This window comes from Terrabacter aerolatus (assembly GCF_007991735.1).
Lineage (GTDB): Bacteria > Actinomycetota > Actinomycetes > Actinomycetales > Dermatophilaceae > Terrabacter > Terrabacter aerolatus.
Genome location: NZ_BJYX01000008.1, coordinates 72210 through 90946, shown reverse-complemented (window position 1 = coordinate 90946; position 18737 = coordinate 72210). Strand labels below are relative to the sequence as shown.

Sequence of the window (18737 nt, the reverse complement as noted above, 5' to 3'; positions counted from 1 at the left end):
GCGGGAAAATCGTTGGTATGCCGGGTCGCTCAGCGGAGCGCGCCGGTGACGGACTCGGCGGCGGCGAGGACGTCGCCGTCGGTCACCGCCCGGTGGGCGCCCTCGATGTCGGGGGCGAGGAAGCGGTCCGGGCCCGGGGCCGCGTTGGTGCGGGCCGACAGCGCGGCGATGACCGCGCCGGTGGCCGGGGCCGGCTCGAGCGGTGCCCGCAGCTGGATGCCCCGGGCCGCCGTCAGCACCTCGATCGACAGGACGCGGCCCAGGGCGTCGACGGACCGGCGCAGCTTGCGGGCGCCCGACCAGCCCATCGACACGTGGTCCTCCTGCATGGCCGAGCTCGGGATCGAGTCGACCGACGCCGGGACGGCGAGGCGCTTCATCTCCGAGACCATGGCTGCCTGGGTGTACTGCGCGATCATGAGGCCCGAGTCGACGCCGGGGTCGTCGGCGAGGAACGGCGGCAGGCCGTGGCTGCGCGCCTGGTCGAGGAAGCGGTCGGAGCGACGCTCGGACATCGACGCGACGTCCGCGGCGACGATGGCGAGGAAGTCGAGCACGTAGGCGACCGGGGCCCCGTGGAAGTTGCCGTTGGACTCGACCCGGCCGTCCGGGGTGACGACGGGGTTGTCGACGGCGGAGGCGAGCTCGGCGGCCGCGACCCGGGCGGCGTGCTCGACGGTGTCGCGGGCGCCGCCGTGCACCTGCGGTGCGCACCGGAGGGAGTAGGCGTCCTGCACCCTCGTGCACTCCTCGGTGCGGTGCGACTCGCGGATCGGCGAACCGGCCATGACCGCAAGGATGTTCGCGGCCGAGGCGCCCTGCCCCACCTGCGGACGCAGCGCGTGCAGGTCGGCCGCGAAGACGCTGTCGGACCCGAGCAGGCCCTCGACGCTCATCGCGGCCGAGACGTCGGCGATTTTGAGCAGGTGACGTAGGTCGTGGATGGCGAGGACGAGCATGCCGAGCATGCCGTCGGTGCCGTTGATGAGGGCGAGGCCCTCCTTCTCGGCGAGGACCACCGGCTCGATCCCGTGCTCGCGCAGGGCGGTCGCCGCATCGGACAGGGTGCCGTCGGCGAGGCGGACCGGCCCCTCCCCCATGGCAGCCAGGGCGCAGTGGGAGAGCGGGGCGAGGTCGCCGGAGCAGCCGAGCGAGCCGTACTCGTGCACGACCGGGGTGATCCCGGCACTCAGCAGGGCGGCATACGTCCTCGCGGTCTCGAGACGCACGCCCGTGCGGCCGGTGGCGAGGGTCGACAGGCGCAGCAGCATGAGGGCGCGCACGACCTCACGCTCGACCTCCGGGCCTGCTCCGGCCGCGTGCGATCGCACGAGCGAGCGCTGCAGCTGGGCACGCAGCTCCGTCGGGATATGGCGGGTCGCGAGCGCGCCGAAGCCGGTCGACACGCCGTAGTGCGGCACCGTGTCGTGGGCGAGGTCCTCGATGACGGCGCGGCTGCGCGAGATCTCGGCCTCGGCCTCGGCGGACAGCTCGACCGGCGCACCGTGGCGGGCGACCGCGACGACGTCGTCGAGGGACAGCGGGCCGGTGCCGACCGTGACGGTCGGGACCGGACCGGAGCCACGACCGGAGCCACGACCGGCGAGAGAACCGGCGGCAGGGCCGGCGTGGGGGCTGGCGACGGCGCCGGCTGGGGAGCCGGCCGAGGGTGCTGCGTTCATGGTTCCCATCGAACCGCCGAACCAGTGGCGCAACGGCCCGCCGAGGAGGACAATTGTCTCGGATGCGAGACGTCGTCGATCGCTGACAGGAGGTGGGCCACGTGTCCAACGCCCCGGCCGCCGCCAACGCGCTCGACGTCCTCGAGCACCTCTCGCGCCACGCCGAGCCGGTGCCGGCAGCGTCGATCGCCCGGGACCTGGGACTTCCCCGCAGCTCGGTCTACCACCTGCTCAAGGTGCTGCACGAGCGTGGCTACGTCACCCACTACGTCGAGGAGCGTCGCTTCGGCCTCGGCCAGGCGGCCTACGAGCTCGGCTCGGCCTACCAGCGGCAGGCGCCCCTGGCACGGGTCGCGCGGGCGGCGATGCGGCGCCTCGTCGACCAGTGCGGCCGCAACGCCCACTTCGCCACGCTCGACGGGCGCGACGTCATCTACCTCCTCGAGGAGCGAGCACCCGGCCAGCCGATGCTCGTCACCGACGTCGGCGTGCGCCTGCCCGCACACCTGACCGCGAGCGGGCTCGCGATGCTCTCCGCCCTTCCCGCGACCCAGGTGCGCGCCCTCTACCCCGACCGCGCGTCGTTCGTGGAGCGCAGCGGCGGGGGGCCTCGCTCGCTGGCCGAGCTGCGCAGCATCCTCGCGCGCACCCGCACCGAGGGTCATGCCCGCGAGGAGGGCACCGTCACGGCCGACCTGTCGTCGGTGGCCGTGCCCGTCCTCGACCGCGCGGGCCGGCCGCTGGCCGCCGTCGCGCTGACGATGCGCACCGCGGACGCCACCCCCGAGCACGTGACCGAGCTCGTGGCCCGGGCCCGCCTCGCCGCCGACGACATCGCGCGCCGCCTCAGCCCCAACGCGGGCGGACGGCGCTGAGCCGGAGACCCGGGCGGGGCGCTCGTGCGCTCCGGGGGTCACGGTCAATAGGCTCGGCCCATGCGCGCCATCACGATCCCAGAGCCCGGAGACGCCGACAGCCTCGTCCTCGACGAGGTACCCGACCCCGAGGCCGGTCCCGGCCAGGTGCTCATCGACGTCGTCGCCGCGGGGGTCAACCGCGCCGACGTCATGCAGCGGCTCGGCCACTACCCGCCGCCTCCCGGCGCGTCGGAGTACCCCGGGCTCGAGGTCAGCGGGCGCATCGCGGCGCTCGGCGAGGGCGTCGAGGACTGGCAGGTCGGCGACGAGGTGTGCGCCCTCATCGACGGCGGCGGCTACGCCGAGCGCGTCGTGGCGCCGGCCGACCAGCTGCTCCCCGTGCCGCGCGGCGTCTCCCTCGTCGACGCCGCCGGTCTTCCCGAGGTGACGTGCACCGTCTGGTCCAACGTCTTCCTCGTCGCCAACATCCAGCCCGGCCAGGTGCTCCTCGTCCACGGCGGCAGCTCCGGCATCGGCACCATGGCCATCCAGCTCGCCAAGGCGGTCGGTGCCCACGTCGCGGTCACCGCGGGCAGCCAGGCCAAGCTCGACGTGTGCCGCGACCTCGGCGCCGAGTTCCTCGTCAACTACCGCGAGGAGGACTTCGTCGAGCGCGTGCGTGAGCTGACGAAGGGCCACGGCGCCGACGTCATCCTCGACAACATGGGCGCCAAGTACCTCGCCCGCAACGTCGAGGCCCTCGCCATCAGCGGCCGGCTCGTCACGATCGGGCTCATGGGCGGCCGCAAGGGCGAGCTCGACATGGGCATGCTCCTGGCCAAGCGCGCTGCCGTCATCGCGACGTCGCTGCGCGCCCGCCCGGCGCCGGAGAAGGCCGCCATCGTCGCCGCCGTGCGCGAGCACGTGTGGCCGCTCATCGAGTCCGGCGCCGTGCACCCCGTGATCCACTCGCGCCACCCGCTGGCCCAGGCCGCCGAGGCCCACCGCGAGATGGAGGCGTCGGGACACATCGGGAAGATCCTGCTCACCACCTGATCGACCTCCGGCCCCGAACACCTTTGCGCCACGGGACGATCCGGCCGTGTCGGACTCGTCCGGTGACGCACCCACCGGGGTCGGCGTACCGTCGGTCGATGGACCTCTTCGCCCCGAAGCGGCCCCCGATCCCACGGGAGGTTCACGGTGTTCATCCAGGTCATCCAGGGTCGGTGCACTGACGCCGACGCGCTCCACCGGCAGATGGACCGGTGGACCACGGAGCTCGAGCCCGGCGCGACGGGCTGGCTCGGCGGTACGTACGGCCTCACCGACGACGGCGAGTTCGTCGCGGTCGTGCGCTTCGACTCGCGAGCCTCGGCCGATGCCAACTCCGCACGACCCGAGCAGGGCGCGTGGTGGGCCGAGGCGTCGAGGCTCTTCGACGGCGAGGCCAGCTTCCACGACTGCGACGACGTGACGATGATGCTCGACGGCGGCAGCGACGACGCCGGCTTCGTCCAGGTCATCCAGGGCCGACTCAGCGACCCCGAGCGCTTCCGTCACCTGATGGAGGGCCCGATGGACATGCTCCACGAGGCGCGGCCCGACATCATCGGCGGCACGGTCGCCATCGACGCCGACGGCTTCTTCACCCAGACCATGGCGTTCCGGACGGAGGCCCAGGCCCGCGAGGGCGAGCACCGGACCCCACCTCCCGAGGCGCAGGCGGAGATGGACGAGATGGCGGCCCTGATGAGCGACGTCAGCTACCACGACCTCCACCACCCGTGGTTCTCGACGGCGGGCGCGCACTGAGGACCCGACCCCCTTGCCAGCCCTACGCATACTCGGTATACATGTCCCCACCTGAGGGAATACCGAGTATGCAAGGGGTCGGCAGATGTCCGTCAAACAGGGGTTGCTCGCACTGCTCGCCGAGGAGCCGATGTACGGCGCCCGGCTGCGGAGCGAGTTCGAGGCGCGCACCGGTGGCACGTGGCCGCTCAACGTCGGGCAGGTCTACACGACGCTCGCGCGGCTCGAGCGCGACGGGCTCGTCGAGCCCGTCGGAGGCAGCGACGACGAGGGGCGGATCGCCTACCGCCTCACCGCGGCCGGGCTGAGCGAGATCGAGTCGTGGTGGCTCACGCCGGTCGACCGTGACTCGACGCCGCGCGACGAGCTCGTCATCAAGCTCGCCCTCGCGGTCACCGCGCCCGGCGTCGACGTCCAGCGCGTCGTGCAGGCCCAGCGCACGGCGACCCTGAGGCACCTGCGCGACCTGACCCGGCTCAAGAGCCGCGCGAGCGACGAGCCCTCGGCCAACGACGTCGCCTGGCTGCTCGTCCTCGAGAACCTCCTCTTCGCCGCCGAGGCCGAGGTGCGCTGGCTCGACCACGTGGAGTCCACGCTCAGCCGTATGCCGGCAGCCGCGGTGCGCCGTGCGTCCGCGGTCGACGCCGTGGCGGGCCCGTCCGACACACCCCGCACGGCCGCCGCGCTGCCGAAGGGGGCTCGGGCGTGAGCGCCGACACGGCTCCCGTCCTCGTGCTCGACGACGTCTCCCGGGTGCACGGCGAGGGCGAGACGGAGGTCGTGGCCCTGAGCCACGCCTCGCTCACCGTCGCCCGGGGTGAGCTCGTGGCCGTGATGGGACCGTCCGGGTCCGGCAAGTCGAGCCTGCTCAACCTCGCCGGGGGCCTCGACCGCGCCACGAGCGGCCGGGTCGTCGTCGAGGGCGTGGACGTCGCCTCGCTCGACGCGAGAGGCCTGGCGGCGCTGCGCCGGCGGTCGATCGGCTTCGTCTTCCAGGACCTCAACCTCATTCCCAGCCTCACGGCGGCCGAGAACATCGGTCTGCCGCTCGAGCTCGACGGCTGGTCGGTCCGCCGGGCGCGGAGCCAAGCCCTCGACGCGCTCGACCGGCTGAGGCTGCGCGAGCTCGCCGACCGGTACCCCGACCAGATGTCCGGCGGCCAGCAGCAGCGGGTGGCCATCGCGCGGGCCCTCGTCGGCGAGCGCACGCTCGTGCTCGCCGACGAGCCCACCGGCGCCCTCGACTCGCACACCGGCGAGGGCGTGCTCAAGATCCTGCGCCAGCGCTGCGACGCCGGGGCCGCCGGCCTGCTCGTCACCCACGAGGCGCGGCACGCCGCGTGGGCCGACCGGGTCGTCTTCCTCCGGGACGGCGTCGTCGTCGACGAGACGGGCACCGCCCCGACGGCCGACTCGCTGCTCACCGAGGCACGCTGACGTGGAGCACCGGCACGTGCCCGTCACGACCTCGCGACTCGACGGATGGCGCGCCGGCTGGCGGGTCTCGCTGCGGATAGCCCGGCGCGACGTCCGCCGCCACCGCGGCCGGAGCCTCCTCGTCGTCGTCATGGTCGGGCTGCCCGTCCTGCTCCTCACCGCGGCTGCGACGCTCTGGTCCACCGACGACCTCGACGCCGCGGAGCGACTGCCGTTCCAGGTCGGGACGAGCCAGGGCTTCGTCCTGCAGCCCCAGCCCACCCAGCTGCGCCAGCTCCTCGACCCGATGTCCCAGACCAGCTGGAACGGGGAGCCGCCCGCCTCGATCCCCGTCCCGGGACTCACGACGGGCACCGAGGAAGCGTCGCTCGCCCGACTGCTCGGGGCGCGTCTGACCGAGGTGACGACCGTGCCCGCCACGATCCGGGTCGGTTCCCACTACCAGTCGGGGACGGTCAGCGGCGTCGAGCTCGCGCACCCCGCGTCGCTGGCGCCCAAGGTCACCCTGGAGTCCGGCCGCTGGCCCGCCGGACCCGACGAGGTGCTCGTCACCGTCCAGGGCATGGAGCACGGCCTGCCGTCGACGGGAACCCTCGGCCTGGCCACCCTGGGCTCGACGGGAGAGTCCCGCGAGAGGACCGCCACGATCGTCGGCGTCGGCCGGAGCTATGACTCCCAGGGCAGCGAGTACCTCCAACCCACCGACCTCGTCACCACCCCGTTGACGTCCGACGACGTCCAGCGCCTGTGGCTCGTCGACCGAGCCACCCCCATCACGTGGAGCGAGGTCGAGCGCCTCAACACGTACGGCATCGGCGTCCTGAGCCGTCACGTCGTCGAGCACCCCGAGACGGTCACCCGACAGCCCGACGGGGTGAGCGGCCCGAGCACGACGCTGCTCGTGGTCTCCGTCGCGTCGCTGGGTCTCGTGCTGCTGACCACCCTCCTCGCGGGACCCGCCTTCGCGGTGAGCGCGGCCCGCCAGCGCCGGACGCTGGCACTGGCTGCCTCGAACGGCGCCACGACCAGCCAGCTGCGCCGCACCGTGCTGGCCCAGGCCCTCGTCCTCGGCGTCCTGTCGGCGGTCGTCGGGGCGGTCCTCGGCGTGACGGGGGGCATCGCGGCCGTGGCGGCGACGCGGCTGGCTCGCCCCGAACTCTTCTTCGGCCCGCTGCAGGTCCCGTGGCCGGCCGTCGCCCTCGTGGCCGTCACGGCGATCATCAGCTCGGTCGTCGCCGCGGTCGTGCCCAGCCGTGGGCTCGGTCGGCTCGACGTCGTCTCGGTCCTGCGAGGACAGAGCGTCTCTCCACGGCTTCGCCGTCGCGTCCCCGTCGTGGGTGCCGCACTCGCCGCCGCCGGCGCGGTCGTCGTCACCTGGGTGGCCTCGACGCGCCCTGCCCTCGAGCTCGTCCTGTTCCTCGCCGGCTCCGTGGCCATCGTCGGGGGGTCGCTCCTCATGGTGCCCCTCGTGCTCGCCCTCGTCGCGAAGGTGGCGCATCGTCTGCCGTTGCCCGTGCGCATGGCCGCGCGAGAGGCCGGACGCCAGCGTGGCCGCGCCACCCCCACCGTTGCCGCGATCATGGCGGGGGCCTCGGCCCTCGCAGTGGTCTGCATCTCGATCGAGGCCGACACGACTCGCGCGGCCCGGGACCACGTCGCGACCGTCCGTGAGGGCGAGGCGACGGTCCGGGGCAGCGTCACGCCGGAACGGCTCCCCGACCTCGCGCGGGTCGTCGTGCAGAACGCGCCGGGCCTGCACACCGTCGTCGTCGACGACCTCTTCGACTACTCCCAGCAGGCCCACCCGGTCATGGTCGCCGCCCAGCGGCCGGGCTGCAGCCTGCCGGAGATCCTCCCGCAACCCGTGGGCGGCGACGTCACGACCGTCCCGGACGCCCGGTGCGCGACGGCGTCGTCGTTCGGTCGGGACTTCTCCGGAGCCAACCTCCAGGCGGCCGACCTCGGCGAGTTCGCGGCGTTCGTCGGGCTCACGGCCGAGCAGAGGACCGCGATGGCCCGCGGAGCCGTCGCCGTGGTCGACCCCGCCGACGTGGCCCACCTCCCGCTGCCCGGACCGAACGGCCGCATGGTTCGCGACCTCGAACAGCTGCGTCCCGTCCTGCTCGACGAGACGGACGGGACGGCGAGCTTCGCCCGGTGGAGGCAGCAGACGGCCGCCTCGGGCGCCCAGGTGCCCCCGAGGACGTCGGACGTCGAGACGGTCCGCCTGCCCGTGGTCCACGTGCCGCGGGAGCAGTGGAACCGCCTCGTGCAGCTCACCTCCGGCAGTCCTGCCGGCATCGTGACGACCGCGACCGCCGCCCGCCTCGGACTCCCGACCACTCCGTCGAGCCTCGTCGTGCGGGGTGACCAGGGCATCTCGACCGAGCTCGAGTCCCGCCTGAACGATGCCGTCGTGGCGAGCCAACGCGACGCCACCTTCACCGTCGAGCGGGGCTACCAGCGCGACGACACGGTCGCCCTGGTCGTCGTCTTCGGCGTCATCGCGCTCATCATCCTCGTGGCGACCCTCATCGCGACGGCCCTGAGCCAGACGGAGAACGCCCCTCTCCTCGGCACGCTCGCGGCCGTCGGCGCGACGAGGCGGACACGACGGGCGCTGGCGGGCTCGCAGGCGCTCTACCTCGCCCTGCTCGGGGCCGTGCTCGGCGTCCTCGTCGGCCTGGCCCCGGGCCTCGGTCTCGCACGCGTCGTGCTCACCACGACGACGCAGGACGGGGTCCGCGTGCCGCCGGCGTCCATCCCCGTGCCGTGGCTGCAGATCCTGGCGCCCGTGCTGCTCGTGCCGCTCGTGGCCGGGGCGCTCGCGTGGGTCTCGATCCGACGCGCCCCCGTGGTCGTGCGCCGGGCCACCTGAGCCCGCCACCCGGCATACGGCAGGGACCAGGGGTCCGTGCGCCCGACAGGGGGACGCACGGGCCCCGGCCTCTTGGGGCAGGATGGAACGCATGAGCGACGACGCGAGCCGACAGGGACAGCGCCCGGACACCGACCTCGAGACCGCGGGCGACGAGCAGCGCATCGTCGTCGTGACCCCCGACGGCATGGGCGTCGCCCACCAGGCGGGCGACGAGCAGCGCGCCGACCACGAGGACGGCCGCGCCGAGCCGCGCCACGACCAGCCCCGCGAGCGCGAGCGCACCAACCCGGCCGACCTCGTCGAGGAACCGGCCAAGGTCATGCGCATCGGCTCGATGATCAAGCAGCTGCTCGAGGAGGTGCGCAACGCGCCCCTCGACGAGGCCGGCCGCCGTCGCCTCGCCGACGTGCACCACCGGTCCATCGAGGAGCTCAAGGACGGCCTCGCGCCCGAGCTCGTCGCCGAGCTCGACCGCATCGCGCTGCCCTTCCGCGACGACTCCCCCACCGACGCGGAGCTGCGCATCGCGCAGGCCCAGCTCGTCGGCTGGCTCGAGGGGCTCTTCCACGGCATCCAGACCGCGCTCGTCGCCCAGCAGATGGCGGCCCAGCAGCAGCTGCAGCAGATGCGCGCCCTCCCGCCCGGCCCGGGCGCCTCCTACGGCACGCCCCCCGGCATGGAGCCCGGCGAGCGCCACCCCGGCGAGCCCGGACCCACGGGTCAGTACCTCTGAGGCCGGACCGACGACCGCGTATGCCGTGTGGTGACGCTCAGAGCCAGCTGGAGCGTTCGCGCTCGGTGGGCACGACGTCCGGGTTCCACTGCGTGAAGGGCGCCTCCAGCTTGTAGCGGAAGTCCTTCTGCCGCAGCAGGACCACCGGCTGGGCGTTCTCGGGGTTGTCGAGCGACTCGAAGTAGTCGACGCTCCAGTGGAACCACCGCATGCAGAAGAGCCGCATCGTCAGCCCGTGCGTCACGACGACGACGTTGCGCGGTGCGGCCGGCGTCTCGAAGTTGCGGTGCATCGACTCGAGGAAGGTCGAGACCCGGTCGTAGACGTCGGACCCGGACTCACCCTCGGCGAAGCGGTAGAAGAAGTGGCCGTACCGGTCGCGCAGCTGTCGCTGCTCGGCGATGTCGGCCGGATCCTGGAAGTTGGCCCAGTCCTGCTCGCGCAGTCGGGGCTCGACGCGGACGTCGCGCTCCGCGACCGGCAGCCCCAGCGTCTCGAGGGTCTGCCGGGTGCGGAGGTAGGGAGAGACGTAGACCTCGACGCTCTCACCGTCGAGCACCTCACGGATGGCGGCCCCGGTCTGACGCGCCTGCTCGAAACCCTTGGTCGTCAAGCCGATCCGGTGATCCGGGACCCGCTCGTAGACGGTGTCGTCGACGTTGCCCTCGGACTCGCCGTGCCGCACGAGGATGATCCGGTTCGGTCGGTGCTCGAGGCTCACCCGGTCAGACTACGGTCGCGGGCCTCGCACCGGCGTCGCCCGCGGGCGGCCTCGCGCCGCCCACGGCGCGACGAGCAGCACGAGCCAGGTGAAGCCGACCGCGAAGCTCGCGACGAGGATGATCCCTCCGGCCCACGCGCCGAGCAGGTGGGGGCCGAGCAGGAGCAGGACGGCATACGCCAGGAGCGCCGTGACGACGACGTTCCTGCGACGAGCGGACCCCATGACTCCTCGCTTCCTCGCTCCGGCGCGCTGACGCGAACCATCGCAGCACGCCGACATGAACGGGCGGTGCCGTCCCGGTGACGCCTCACGGTCCGGTTAGGGTGAAGCGATGCGACAGGTGGGGACCCTGCTTCCCGGCGACAGCCCCTGGCTGCGCCGTGCCTCGCACGTGCTCAAGTGGCTGGCCGTCCTGGCCGCCTGCTACCTCGGCGGCGTGGCGGCCACCAACCTCGCGCCGACCGTCGCCGAGACGTCGCAGTACCGCGCCGTCCTGCGGCTCGATCCGGTGCCGCGCCACTCCCCGGTGCTGCACGCCCCCACGATCGTCGGCGACGTCGACGTCCAGTTCGCCTCTCCCCTGGTCGCTCCCGGCCTCGACGTGCAGGTCGCGGTGCGCGAGGAGATCACCAACCTCTTCACCCGGCCCAACGTCGACATCAAGGCCCTGCAGCCCTCACCCGACGAGATCTCCGCGGCGATCTCGCAGGCTGCGGTCGGTGTCGGCGTCCGCTTCGTGCTCGGCGCGACGGCCATCGCGGTGCTGCTGGCGATGGCCTCGCACTACATGCGGCAACGCACCACCCGCCGCCACCACGTGCTCTTCGTCGCGTCGGCGATGGTCGTCGCGACCGTGGGCACCTTCGGCGGGATCGCCTTCACCTACCAGCCGGGTCGCTTCGCCGAGTACCGCACGACCGGCGTGCTCGGCGTCGTCCAGCGCAACGCCGGCCTGCTCGCCGACGTCGAGGCCCGCGCCACGCAGGTGACGCCGTACTTCCGCAACCTGCTCGCGGTGACGCAGGCACTCCAGCAGAAGTACGTCGCCGGCAACGTCAACGAGCCGGTGTCGGCGCGCTTCCTGCTCGTCTCCGACATCCACGGCGCCAACCAGTACGCCCTGATGCGCACCATCATCGCGGAGGAGGACATCGACGCCGTCATCGACAGCGGTGACCTCGTCAACTTCGGTCGCGTCCAGGAGGGCGACGCCGCCGACCTCTACCGCTCGATCCAGTCCCTCGGGGTGCCCTACATCTTCACGAGCGGCAACCACGACCAGTCCTCGGCGAGCGACCGGGCCCTGCTCGCGCGCCTCGGACGCATCCCCAACGTCGTCCTGCTCGAGGACGCCGCCGGCTCGCTGCGTGAGCTGACCTTCCACGGCCTGCGGATTACCGGCTTCAACGACCCGCGCTACTTCGGCGACGACAACGCCGACCCGACGGCCAAGGCGAAGCCCGCCGCCGACCGCTACAACGCCGCCACCGCCGACCAGCCCGAGCCGGACATCGTCGTCACGCACGAGCCGTATGCCGCCGAGCAGGTAGAGCGCGCGCGCCTGCTCATCAACGGGCACATGCACACCCCGGCGATCGAGGGCAACCGCATCCAGGTCGGGACGTTCACCGGCGGGGGTGTCGTGTCGCACTACTCCGAGGGCCCGGGACAGGAGCTCGACGGGCAGCCCTACGCCTTCGACATCGCGCAGTTCGGCACGTCGTGCGAGCTGACCTCGCTGAGCCGCTACTCGTTCCGCAACCTGCTCGAGGGTCGCCCGGCCTACGACAGCGTCCAGGTCATCAGCGGCGCCCGCATCGACCCCTACCGACCGGTGACCTCGCCCGTGCAGCAGCCGGGTCAGACCCAGACCGACCCGGCCAAGCGCCTGTGCAGCCGCATCGACGAGACGACGGTGCGCTCGTTGCCGCTGCCGGTGACCGACCCGGCATCGTCGGAGACGACGACACCGGCGCCCCCGAGCGTCACCCCCTGAGGTCCGGGAACTGGTCGTCGCGCCACTCGTCGGCGGGCTGGGGCGCGCCGGTCGCGTCGAGGTCGTCCTCGCGGCTGCGCAGCTCGACGCGGCGGATCTTGCCCGAGATCGTCTTGGGCAGCTCGTAGAACTCGATGCGACGGACGCGTTGCCACGGGGCGAGCTTCTCGCGGGCGTGGGCGAGGATCGAGCGCGCGACCTCCTCGCCGGGCTCGTGGCCGGGAGCGAGCGCGATGTACGCCTTGGGCACGGCGAGGCGCACCGCGTCCGGGGCCGGAACGACGGCGGCCTCGGCGACGGCCGGGTGCTCGATGAGGACCGACTCGACCTCGAACGGGCTGATCTTGTAGTCGCTCGCCTTGAAGACGTCGTCGGTGCGCCCGACGAACGAGATGTAGCCGTCGGCGTCCACCGTGGCGACATCGCCCGTGTGGTAGAAACCGCCGGCCATGGCATCGGCGTTGCGCTGCTCGTCACCCTGGTAGCCCGTCATGAGGGGCACGGGGTGCTGCGACAGGTCGAGGCAGATCTCCCCCTCACGATTGCCCCCCGGGTCCGCCTGTGTGACAAGGGCGTTCGTGATCGGGTCGACGACGACGACCGGACAGCCCGGGAGCGGACGACCCATCGACCCGGGCTTCACGGTGGACCCCGGAGTGTTGCCGACGGCGGCCGTCATCTCGGTCTGGCCGTAGCCGTCGCGGATGGTCAGCCCCCACGCCCGCTCGACCTGGGCGATGACCTCGGGGTTGAGCGGCTCGCCGGCGCCGATGACCTCGCGCAGCGACCCGGGACCGGCCGAGAGGTCGGCGTTGATGAGCATGCGCCACACGGTGGGCGGCGCGCAGATCGAGGTGACCTCGTGCGTGCGCAGCACCCGCAGCAGCGCCGGCGGGTCGAAACGGCTGTAGTTGTAGACGAACACCGTCGCCTCGGCCGCCCACGGGGCGAAGAAGGAGGACCACGCGTGCTTGGCCCACCCCGGGCTGCTGACGTTGAGGTGCACGTCGCCGGGCTGGAGGCCGATCCAGTACATCGTCGAGAGGTGCCCCACGGGGTAGGAACGCTGCGTGTGCTCGACGAGCTTGGGCCGGCTCGTCGTACCGGACGTGAAGTAGAGGAGCATCCGGTCGTCGGGGCCGGTGCCGGGGTGGTCAATCGGCGGGACGTCGAGGTCGTATGCCGCCGCGTGGTCCTCCCAGCCGTCCGTGGCCGTCCCGGCCGGGTCGGCTCCACCGACGGCGACCCGCACGTAGTCGCCGGGCACGTCGTCGAACTTGTGCACCTCGGAGGCGTTGGTGATGACGGCGCGGGCACCGCCGCGCGCCATCCGGTCGACGAGGTCGCCGGGACCGACGGCGGTCGTCGTCGGCATGACGACGGCGCCCAGCTTGATGACCGCGAGCATCGACTCCCAGAGCTCGACCTGGTTGCCGAGCATGAGGACGACCGAGTCGCCCCGCCCCACCCCGAGGGCCGACAGGCGCGCCGCGATCTGGTCGGACCGCCGGGCCATCTCGTCCCAGGACCAGGAGCGTGACGACTCGTCCTGCTCGACGATCGTCAGGCAGGCGCGGTCGTTGCCGCGGGCGACGGCATCGAACCAGTCGACGCCCCAGTTCCAGCGGTCGCCGACGTCCGGGAAGCTGAACTCGCGGACCGCGCGGGCGTGGTCACCACGCAGGGCGAGGAGCTGGTCACGGGCAGCCCGGTACCGTGCGGTCACACCGGCTTCGTCGACAGGTGAGGTCATGATCCGACGATGCCACACCGGACCGTGGCCGGACGCGGGACCGAGCAGGTCGCGGGTCAGAGCGTCTGGTCGTTGCCGTCGCCGAGGTCGCGCGGGCGGCGCCGCTCCTCGGCCAGCTCGGGCCGCTGGCGCGGGATCGCCGTCGTGTCGTCGGCGTAGCCGTCCTCGCTCGAGCCCAGGCCGGGGTCGGGCGCGTCGGCGACGTCGCGGCCGTGGGAGCGTCGCCGCAGGTCGTCCTCGTCGATGAGGCGGTTGATGAGCTGCTGGACCTCGTTGCTGCGGGGGATGCTCGAGAGGTTCTCGTCGGGGCTGTCGCCGGCCGACTCGATGTGCAGCGAGCCGGAGCGGATGATCCGGTCGAGGACGGTCTGCTGGAAGCTCACGTCGGTGATCTTCGACAGCGTGATGTCCTTGCCGTTCTTCGTCAGGACGCCGCGCCGCACCATGACGCGGTGCGAGGTGATGACGTAGTGCGTCGTGCGCCAGCGCAGGTAGGGCACGACGACGGCCGGGACGGCCACGAGGACGAGGACCGCCACGGCGATCCACTGGATGCGGTTGCCGGTCTCGTCGTCGGGGGTGACGACGGCGACCGCGATGCACGCGGCCGTGAGCAGCAGCCCGAAGATGGTCGGGACCACGACGGTGAGCCAGTGCGGATGCAGGTCGCGCTCGACCTTCTCGCCCTTGGCCAGCACGTTCTCGGGGAAGCCCACGGTCGTCCTCCTGTCGTCACGGTCCGGCCGGACCACGAGTACGCGCCCAGCCTAGGCGTCAGGAGCCACCCGATGCAGGGCGCCGCGCTGCCGTCACGGCCTCGTCCACGGAGGGGTGGACGTTCCCGAGCAGCTGGTCGCCCTCGGCCGCACCGACGACGTCGCGGAACTGGCCGATCCCGGCGGCGAGGTGGAGCGACCTCCCCTGCCGCGCGAGCTCGTCGTGCAGCTGCGCGAGCATGTCCGCGGCGCTGACGTCGATGGCCGGGACCGAGCTCGCGTCGATGACGACCGCCCGGGTCCCCGGCGTCAGGGCGGCCCGGATCTCGTCGCGGACGTGGTCGGCGTTGACGAAGAACAGCCCGGACTCGACCCGCACCACGGCGACGTCGGCAGGAGGCTGGAGGTCGGGGTGGCGCGAGGCGTCGAGCCACTCGCCGGTCGCGCCGGGCTGGCGCGTGAGGCGAGCGACGTGCGGTCGCGATGTCCGGTAGAGCAGCAGCAGGAGCGAGAGGAGCACCCCGACGAAGAGGCCGGGCAGGGTGTCGAGGACGAGAACGCCGAGCAGGGCGCCGACGGCGGCGATGAAGTCGGCTCGGGCCGCACTGCGGTAGATGCTGCCGAGCGGCGCGGTCCACACGGCATACAACCGGCGCAGCGACGACATGTCGACCAGGTCGATGACGGCCGCGATGACCACGGCCGCGAGCACGGGCTCGGGGAGCGACTCGAAGAGGCCGGTGAGGAAGAGGAGGGTCAGGACGGTCAGGGCGGAGACGAGGACGTTCGAGGCCTGGCTCTGGGCGCCCGCCGACCCGTTGACCGCGGTCTTGCTCAGGCTGCCGTTGACGACGAGCCCGCCGAAGAGGCCGGAGCCGAGGTTCGCCACCCCGGCGGCGGTGAGCTCGCGGTTCGTGTCGATGTCGTAGCCGAACGTCGTGGCGTACGCCTTGGCGGCAGCGAGCCCCTCGACGAAGCCCACGAGCAGCACGCCGAGGGCCGGTGCGACGAGCTCGGCGTACTGCGCGGGGCTCGACCCCGGCAGCCCGACGGCGGGCAAACCCGACTGAATCGGGCCGACGATGGCGACACCGCGCTCGTCCAGGGAGAACAGTCGCACGGCGACGATCCCGAGGAGCACGACGACGAGCGACCCCGGCACCCGAGGGGACACCCGCCGCAGCACGAGGACGACGGCGAGCGCCACGATCCCGACCGCGGCGCTCAGCCAGTGGGCGTCACCGAGCTCGGAGACGAGCACGGCCACGGAGCGGAAGAAGCCCGCCTCGGGCTTGTCGACCTCGAGCAGCTTCGGCACCTGTCCGATGATGATCGTCAGGGCCAGACCGATGATGAAGCCCTTGAGCACCGGCTCGGAGATGAACGACGTGAGGAAGCCCAGGCGCAGCAGCCCGGCGACGAGCCCGACCGCTCCCACGACGATCGCGAGCGTCGCGGTGACACGGAGCGCGCCCTCGGGGGTGCCGCCACCGTAGGCGATGGCGATCGCCCCGGAGAGCGCGGAGGTCGCGGACATCGGGCCGACGACGAGGTGCCGCGAGCTGCCGAGGAGCGCGTAGAGCACGAGCGCCGGCACCGCTGCGTAGAGACCGACGACGGGAGGGACACCGGCGATCGTCGCGTAGGCGAGCGCCTCGGGGATGAGGACCGCCCACACCGTGAGGCCGGCGACGGCGTCCGGACGCCACCAGGATCGTCGGTAGCCCCGCAGCCACGACGGCAGCACCAGGTCACCGGGAGGGTGTCCGACCGAGCGGTCCTGCGGCGGGTCCGGGACGTCGTCGGTCATGTCTCCCCCTCCCGGCCGTGCAGCCGACCGCGTTGCCGAGGATGCCTCCGATGGCGGCGCCCACGAGGGTTCAGCTGCCGAGGATCCGGGCCTTCTGCTGGGCGAGCTCCTCGTCGGTGAGGATCCCCTGGGCGTGCAGTGCCGCCAGCCGCTCGAGGGCGGCGATCATCTCGTCCGCCCCGAGGGCAGCGGGCGCTGCGGGCGCTGCGGGTGCAGGTGGGGGCGCCTGCTGCGCCTGCGCGGCCATCGCCTGGGCGACGGCTGCCTGCGTGGCGGCGGCCTGGGCCGCGGCCTCCTGCTGCTGCCGGTAGGCCTCTGCATCGGCGGCCTGCTGCGCCTTGGCCTGCTGGCCCTGCTGCATCCTGCCGCTCACGGCGTTGGCCGTGCCGGCGACGACGGCCGTGCGGGCGGCAAGCCCCAGCAGACCGGGCCGTCCCATGCGTCCCCTCATGACCCCTCCTCGTTCGAAGCCTGCGACGTGATGGCGGCCAGGGCCGTCTCGATGTCCTCGTGGGGCAGCCGCTCCATGACGAGCAGCTGCCCGTCGAGCTCACGCACCTCGGCCGCGATCTCGGAGGCCCACGCGTTCTCCCAGGCGATGACGAGCACCGTCGTGCCGGGGTCCATCTCCTCGGCGATCGCCTGCGCGTCCTCCTCGCCGACGAGGTCCGGCAGGACGGTCGGGAAGCCGAGCAGCTCCTCGGCGCCCTCGGGAGACTCGGCGTCGTACATCCGCACGCTCCCGTCGTCGTCCTTGCAGACGAGCAGCACGTCGAGCACCCGGACGGCGCCTCGGTCGACGGCCCGGGCCACGGCATCGCGTATGCCACCCTGCCGCAGCTCGCCTCGGAAGCCGATGACGGCCAGGTCCACGGGCCCGATCGGCGCTGGCGTCGCAGTCGACATGGGACTCCCTCCGGGTTCGTGGCGACGTCGTGACCGTCGCCGCTCACCTCATGCTCCGTCGCGTGCCGGGGGCGGGCATCACCCCGGCGGGGTGAGGTCGCCGTTCGTCGCGCTGCTCTCGGCGCCCCCTCGCCAACCCGCCACGCGGTGCGCGAACTGATCGCCGGAAGCGGTCCGCACCGGCTCCTCACGGTTCGGCTCGCGGGTGGGCCGGGCTGCCCCTACTGTCCGGTACTGGGACGTGTGACGCGGGGCACACCGTGGCCGGCGGCCGACGCCCCTGCAGGTTGCAGTGCTCGGCGTCAGCAAGCCTTCCACCCACAAAGGAGTGTGTCGTGAAGAGCAGGTCCCTCGTGCCATCCACCCGCCGCCGCGCCATCGGTGCCGGCCTGTCCGCGCTCATCGGCCTCGGTGCCGCGTCCGCGCTCGGCGCTCCCGCCGTCGCGGCGGGCACCACCTACGTCGCCCTCGGTGACTCCTACTCCTCCGGCACGGGCACCCGGACCTACCTCAACGACGGCACGTCGTGCCAGCGCTCCGTCTACGCCTACCCCTCCCTCGACGCCGCCGCGCTCGGCCTGACGCTGAGCTTCCGTGCGTGCTCCGGGGCGACGGTGGCCGACGTGACGAACACCCAGCTGTCGGCGCTGTCGAGCGCGACGGCATACGTCACGATCTCGGTGGGCGGCAACGACGCCGGCTTCGCGAGCGTCCTGACCACGTGCGCCCAGCCGAGCTGGCTCAGCAACTGCAACGGCGCCATCGACACGGCGCAGAGCACCATCACCAACACCATCCCGGGTCGTCTCGCGACGCTCTACTCCTCGATCCGGGCCAAGGCCCCCACCGCCCGGGTCATCGTCGTCGGCTACCCGCGCATCTTCAACGGCCAGGACTGCAACGCCTTCACGTGGTTCTCGCCCACCGAGGAGTCACGGCTCAACGCGACCGCGGACCTGCTCAACTCCAAGACCGCCACGGCTGCGTCCAATGCCGGCTTCACCTTCGTCAACCCGACGTCGAAGTTCGTCGGGCACGCCGTCTGCGACAGCGTGGAGTGGCTCAACGGCCTGTCGAACCCGGTCAGCGAGAGCTACCACCCCAACGTCGCCGGCCACCGCGACGGCTACGCGGTCCTGACCAAGCCGGCGTTCGGGCTCGCGTTCAAGCTCTCCACCGCGCAGGCCGAGGCGAGGTCGGTCGCGTCCGCCGACAGCCTGGCCCGTGACGCGAGACGGTATGCCGCGCTCGACCGCATGATCACCCCTGAGCGGTTCGTGGCTCCCGACCTCACGACACCGGCCGCCCGCGCCGCCGCGGCCCGCGCCGGGGTCGACCTGAGCAGCCGCGCGAGCATCGACGCCGCCGACCGGCTCTACAACGCCCGGCAGGACGCCGCGCGCCGCTGACACGTGGCGAAGTGCCCA

General features: G+C 72.8%; 17 protein-coding genes. 9 read left to right on the top strand and 8 right to left on the bottom strand.

All coding sequences use genetic code 11. The features are described 5' to 3' along the window. Positions 1 to 29: 29 nt before the first annotated feature. The gene (gene hutH, locus TAE01_RS09560; protein ID WP_246111243.1) at positions 30 to 1682 is read right to left on the bottom strand and encodes a histidine ammonia-lyase; all 1653 of its coding nucleotides are present in this window, start codon (positions 1680 to 1682) and stop codon (positions 30 to 32) included. A 101-nt stretch (positions 1683 to 1783) separates the two neighbouring features. On the opposite strand from hutH, the gene TAE01_RS09555 reads away from it, so the two are divergent. The 7 genes from TAE01_RS09555 (at position 1784) to TAE01_RS09525 (ending at position 9405) form a co-directional block, all read left to right on the top strand. Further along, positions 1784 to 2557: an IclR family transcriptional regulator gene (locus TAE01_RS09555; protein WP_147065816.1), complete on the top strand. Its 774-nt coding sequence runs from the start codon at positions 1784 to 1786 to the stop codon at positions 2555 to 2557. Between the two features lie 60 nt (positions 2558 to 2617). Continuing rightward, on the top strand, positions 2618 to 3595 hold the full coding sequence (locus tag TAE01_RS09550; protein ID WP_147065813.1) for an NAD(P)H-quinone oxidoreductase: 978 nt from the start codon (positions 2618 to 2620) through the stop codon (positions 3593 to 3595). 147 nt (positions 3596 to 3742) lie between these two features. Then, positions 3743 to 4354 carry a hypothetical protein gene (locus TAE01_RS09545; RefSeq protein WP_147065811.1) on the top strand — a complete coding sequence of 204 codons (612 nt, stop codon included), beginning with the start codon at positions 3743 to 3745 and terminating at the stop codon, positions 4352 to 4354. Between the two features lie 85 nt (positions 4355 to 4439). Continuing rightward, positions 4440 to 5063 carry a PadR family transcriptional regulator gene (locus TAE01_RS09540; RefSeq protein ID WP_147065809.1) on the top strand — a complete coding sequence of 208 codons (624 nt, stop codon included), beginning with the start codon at positions 4440 to 4442 and terminating at the stop codon, positions 5061 to 5063. Then, positions 5060 to 5791 carry an ABC transporter ATP-binding protein gene (locus tag TAE01_RS09535; protein WP_147065807.1) on the top strand — a complete coding sequence of 244 codons (732 nt, stop codon included), beginning with the start codon at positions 5060 to 5062 and terminating at the stop codon, positions 5789 to 5791. Before TAE01_RS09540 ends, TAE01_RS09535 begins: the two co-directional genes overlap by 4 nt. A gap of 16 nt (positions 5792 to 5807) precedes the next feature. Next, complete coding sequence (locus TAE01_RS09530; RefSeq protein ID WP_147065805.1) at positions 5808 to 8669, top strand: ABC transporter permease; 2862 nt, start codon at positions 5808 to 5810, stop codon at positions 8667 to 8669. 91 nt (positions 8670 to 8760) lie between these two features. Continuing rightward, entirely contained in the window at positions 8761 to 9405 is a 645-nt protein-coding gene (locus tag TAE01_RS09525) for a proteasome activator (protein WP_147065803.1), read from the top strand. Between the two features lie 37 nt (positions 9406 to 9442). On the opposite strand, the gene TAE01_RS09520 is transcribed toward TAE01_RS09525, so the two are convergent. After that, complete coding sequence (locus TAE01_RS09520; protein ID WP_147065801.1) at positions 9443 to 10126, bottom strand: histidine phosphatase family protein; 684 nt, start codon at positions 10124 to 10126, stop codon at positions 9443 to 9445. Positions 10127 to 10135: 9 nt separating this feature from the next. Continuing rightward, positions 10136 to 10351 (bottom strand): hypothetical protein, encoded by a 216-nt coding sequence (locus TAE01_RS09515; RefSeq protein WP_147065799.1) that lies wholly within the window; start codon positions 10349 to 10351, stop codon positions 10136 to 10138. Between the two features lie 109 nt (positions 10352 to 10460). Between TAE01_RS09515 and TAE01_RS09510 the strand changes: the two genes are divergently transcribed. Beyond that, positions 10461 to 12125, top strand: coding sequence for a metallophosphoesterase family protein (locus tag TAE01_RS09510; RefSeq protein WP_246111242.1), 1665 nt, complete (start codon positions 10461 to 10463; stop codon positions 12123 to 12125). Here TAE01_RS09510 and TAE01_RS09505 read toward each other — a convergent pair. The 5 genes from TAE01_RS09505 to TAE01_RS09485 form a co-directional block, all read right to left on the bottom strand. Further along, entirely contained in the window at positions 12115 to 13878 is a 1764-nt protein-coding gene (locus TAE01_RS09505; protein ID WP_147065797.1) for an AMP-binding protein, read from the bottom strand. The two genes, TAE01_RS09510 and TAE01_RS09505, sit on opposite strands and share 11 nt — an antisense overlap. Before the next feature lie 56 nt (positions 13879 to 13934). Continuing rightward, positions 13935 to 14594, bottom strand: coding sequence for a PH domain-containing protein (locus tag TAE01_RS09500; protein ID WP_147065795.1), 660 nt, complete (start codon positions 14592 to 14594; stop codon positions 13935 to 13937). A 58-nt stretch (positions 14595 to 14652) separates the two neighbouring features. Next, positions 14653 to 16404 (bottom strand): SulP family inorganic anion transporter, encoded by a 1752-nt coding sequence (locus tag TAE01_RS09495; RefSeq protein WP_147065793.1) that lies wholly within the window; start codon positions 16402 to 16404, stop codon positions 14653 to 14655. A 70-nt stretch (positions 16405 to 16474) separates the two neighbouring features. Then, positions 16475 to 16855: an SHOCT domain-containing protein gene (locus tag TAE01_RS09490; RefSeq protein WP_246111241.1), complete on the bottom strand. Its 381-nt coding sequence runs from the start codon at positions 16853 to 16855 to the stop codon at positions 16475 to 16477. After that, positions 16852 to 17310 (bottom strand): DUF6325 family protein, encoded by a 459-nt coding sequence (locus TAE01_RS09485; RefSeq protein WP_147065791.1) that lies wholly within the window; start codon positions 17308 to 17310, stop codon positions 16852 to 16854. Before TAE01_RS09485 ends, TAE01_RS09490 begins: the two co-directional genes overlap by 4 nt. Positions 17311 to 17645: 335 nt before the next feature. On the opposite strand from TAE01_RS09485, the gene TAE01_RS09480 reads away from it, so the two are divergent. Then, positions 17646 to 18719, top strand: coding sequence for an SGNH/GDSL hydrolase family protein (locus TAE01_RS09480; protein ID WP_147065788.1), 1074 nt, complete (start codon positions 17646 to 17648; stop codon positions 18717 to 18719). The last annotated feature ends 18 nt before the right edge of the window (positions 18720 to 18737 follow it).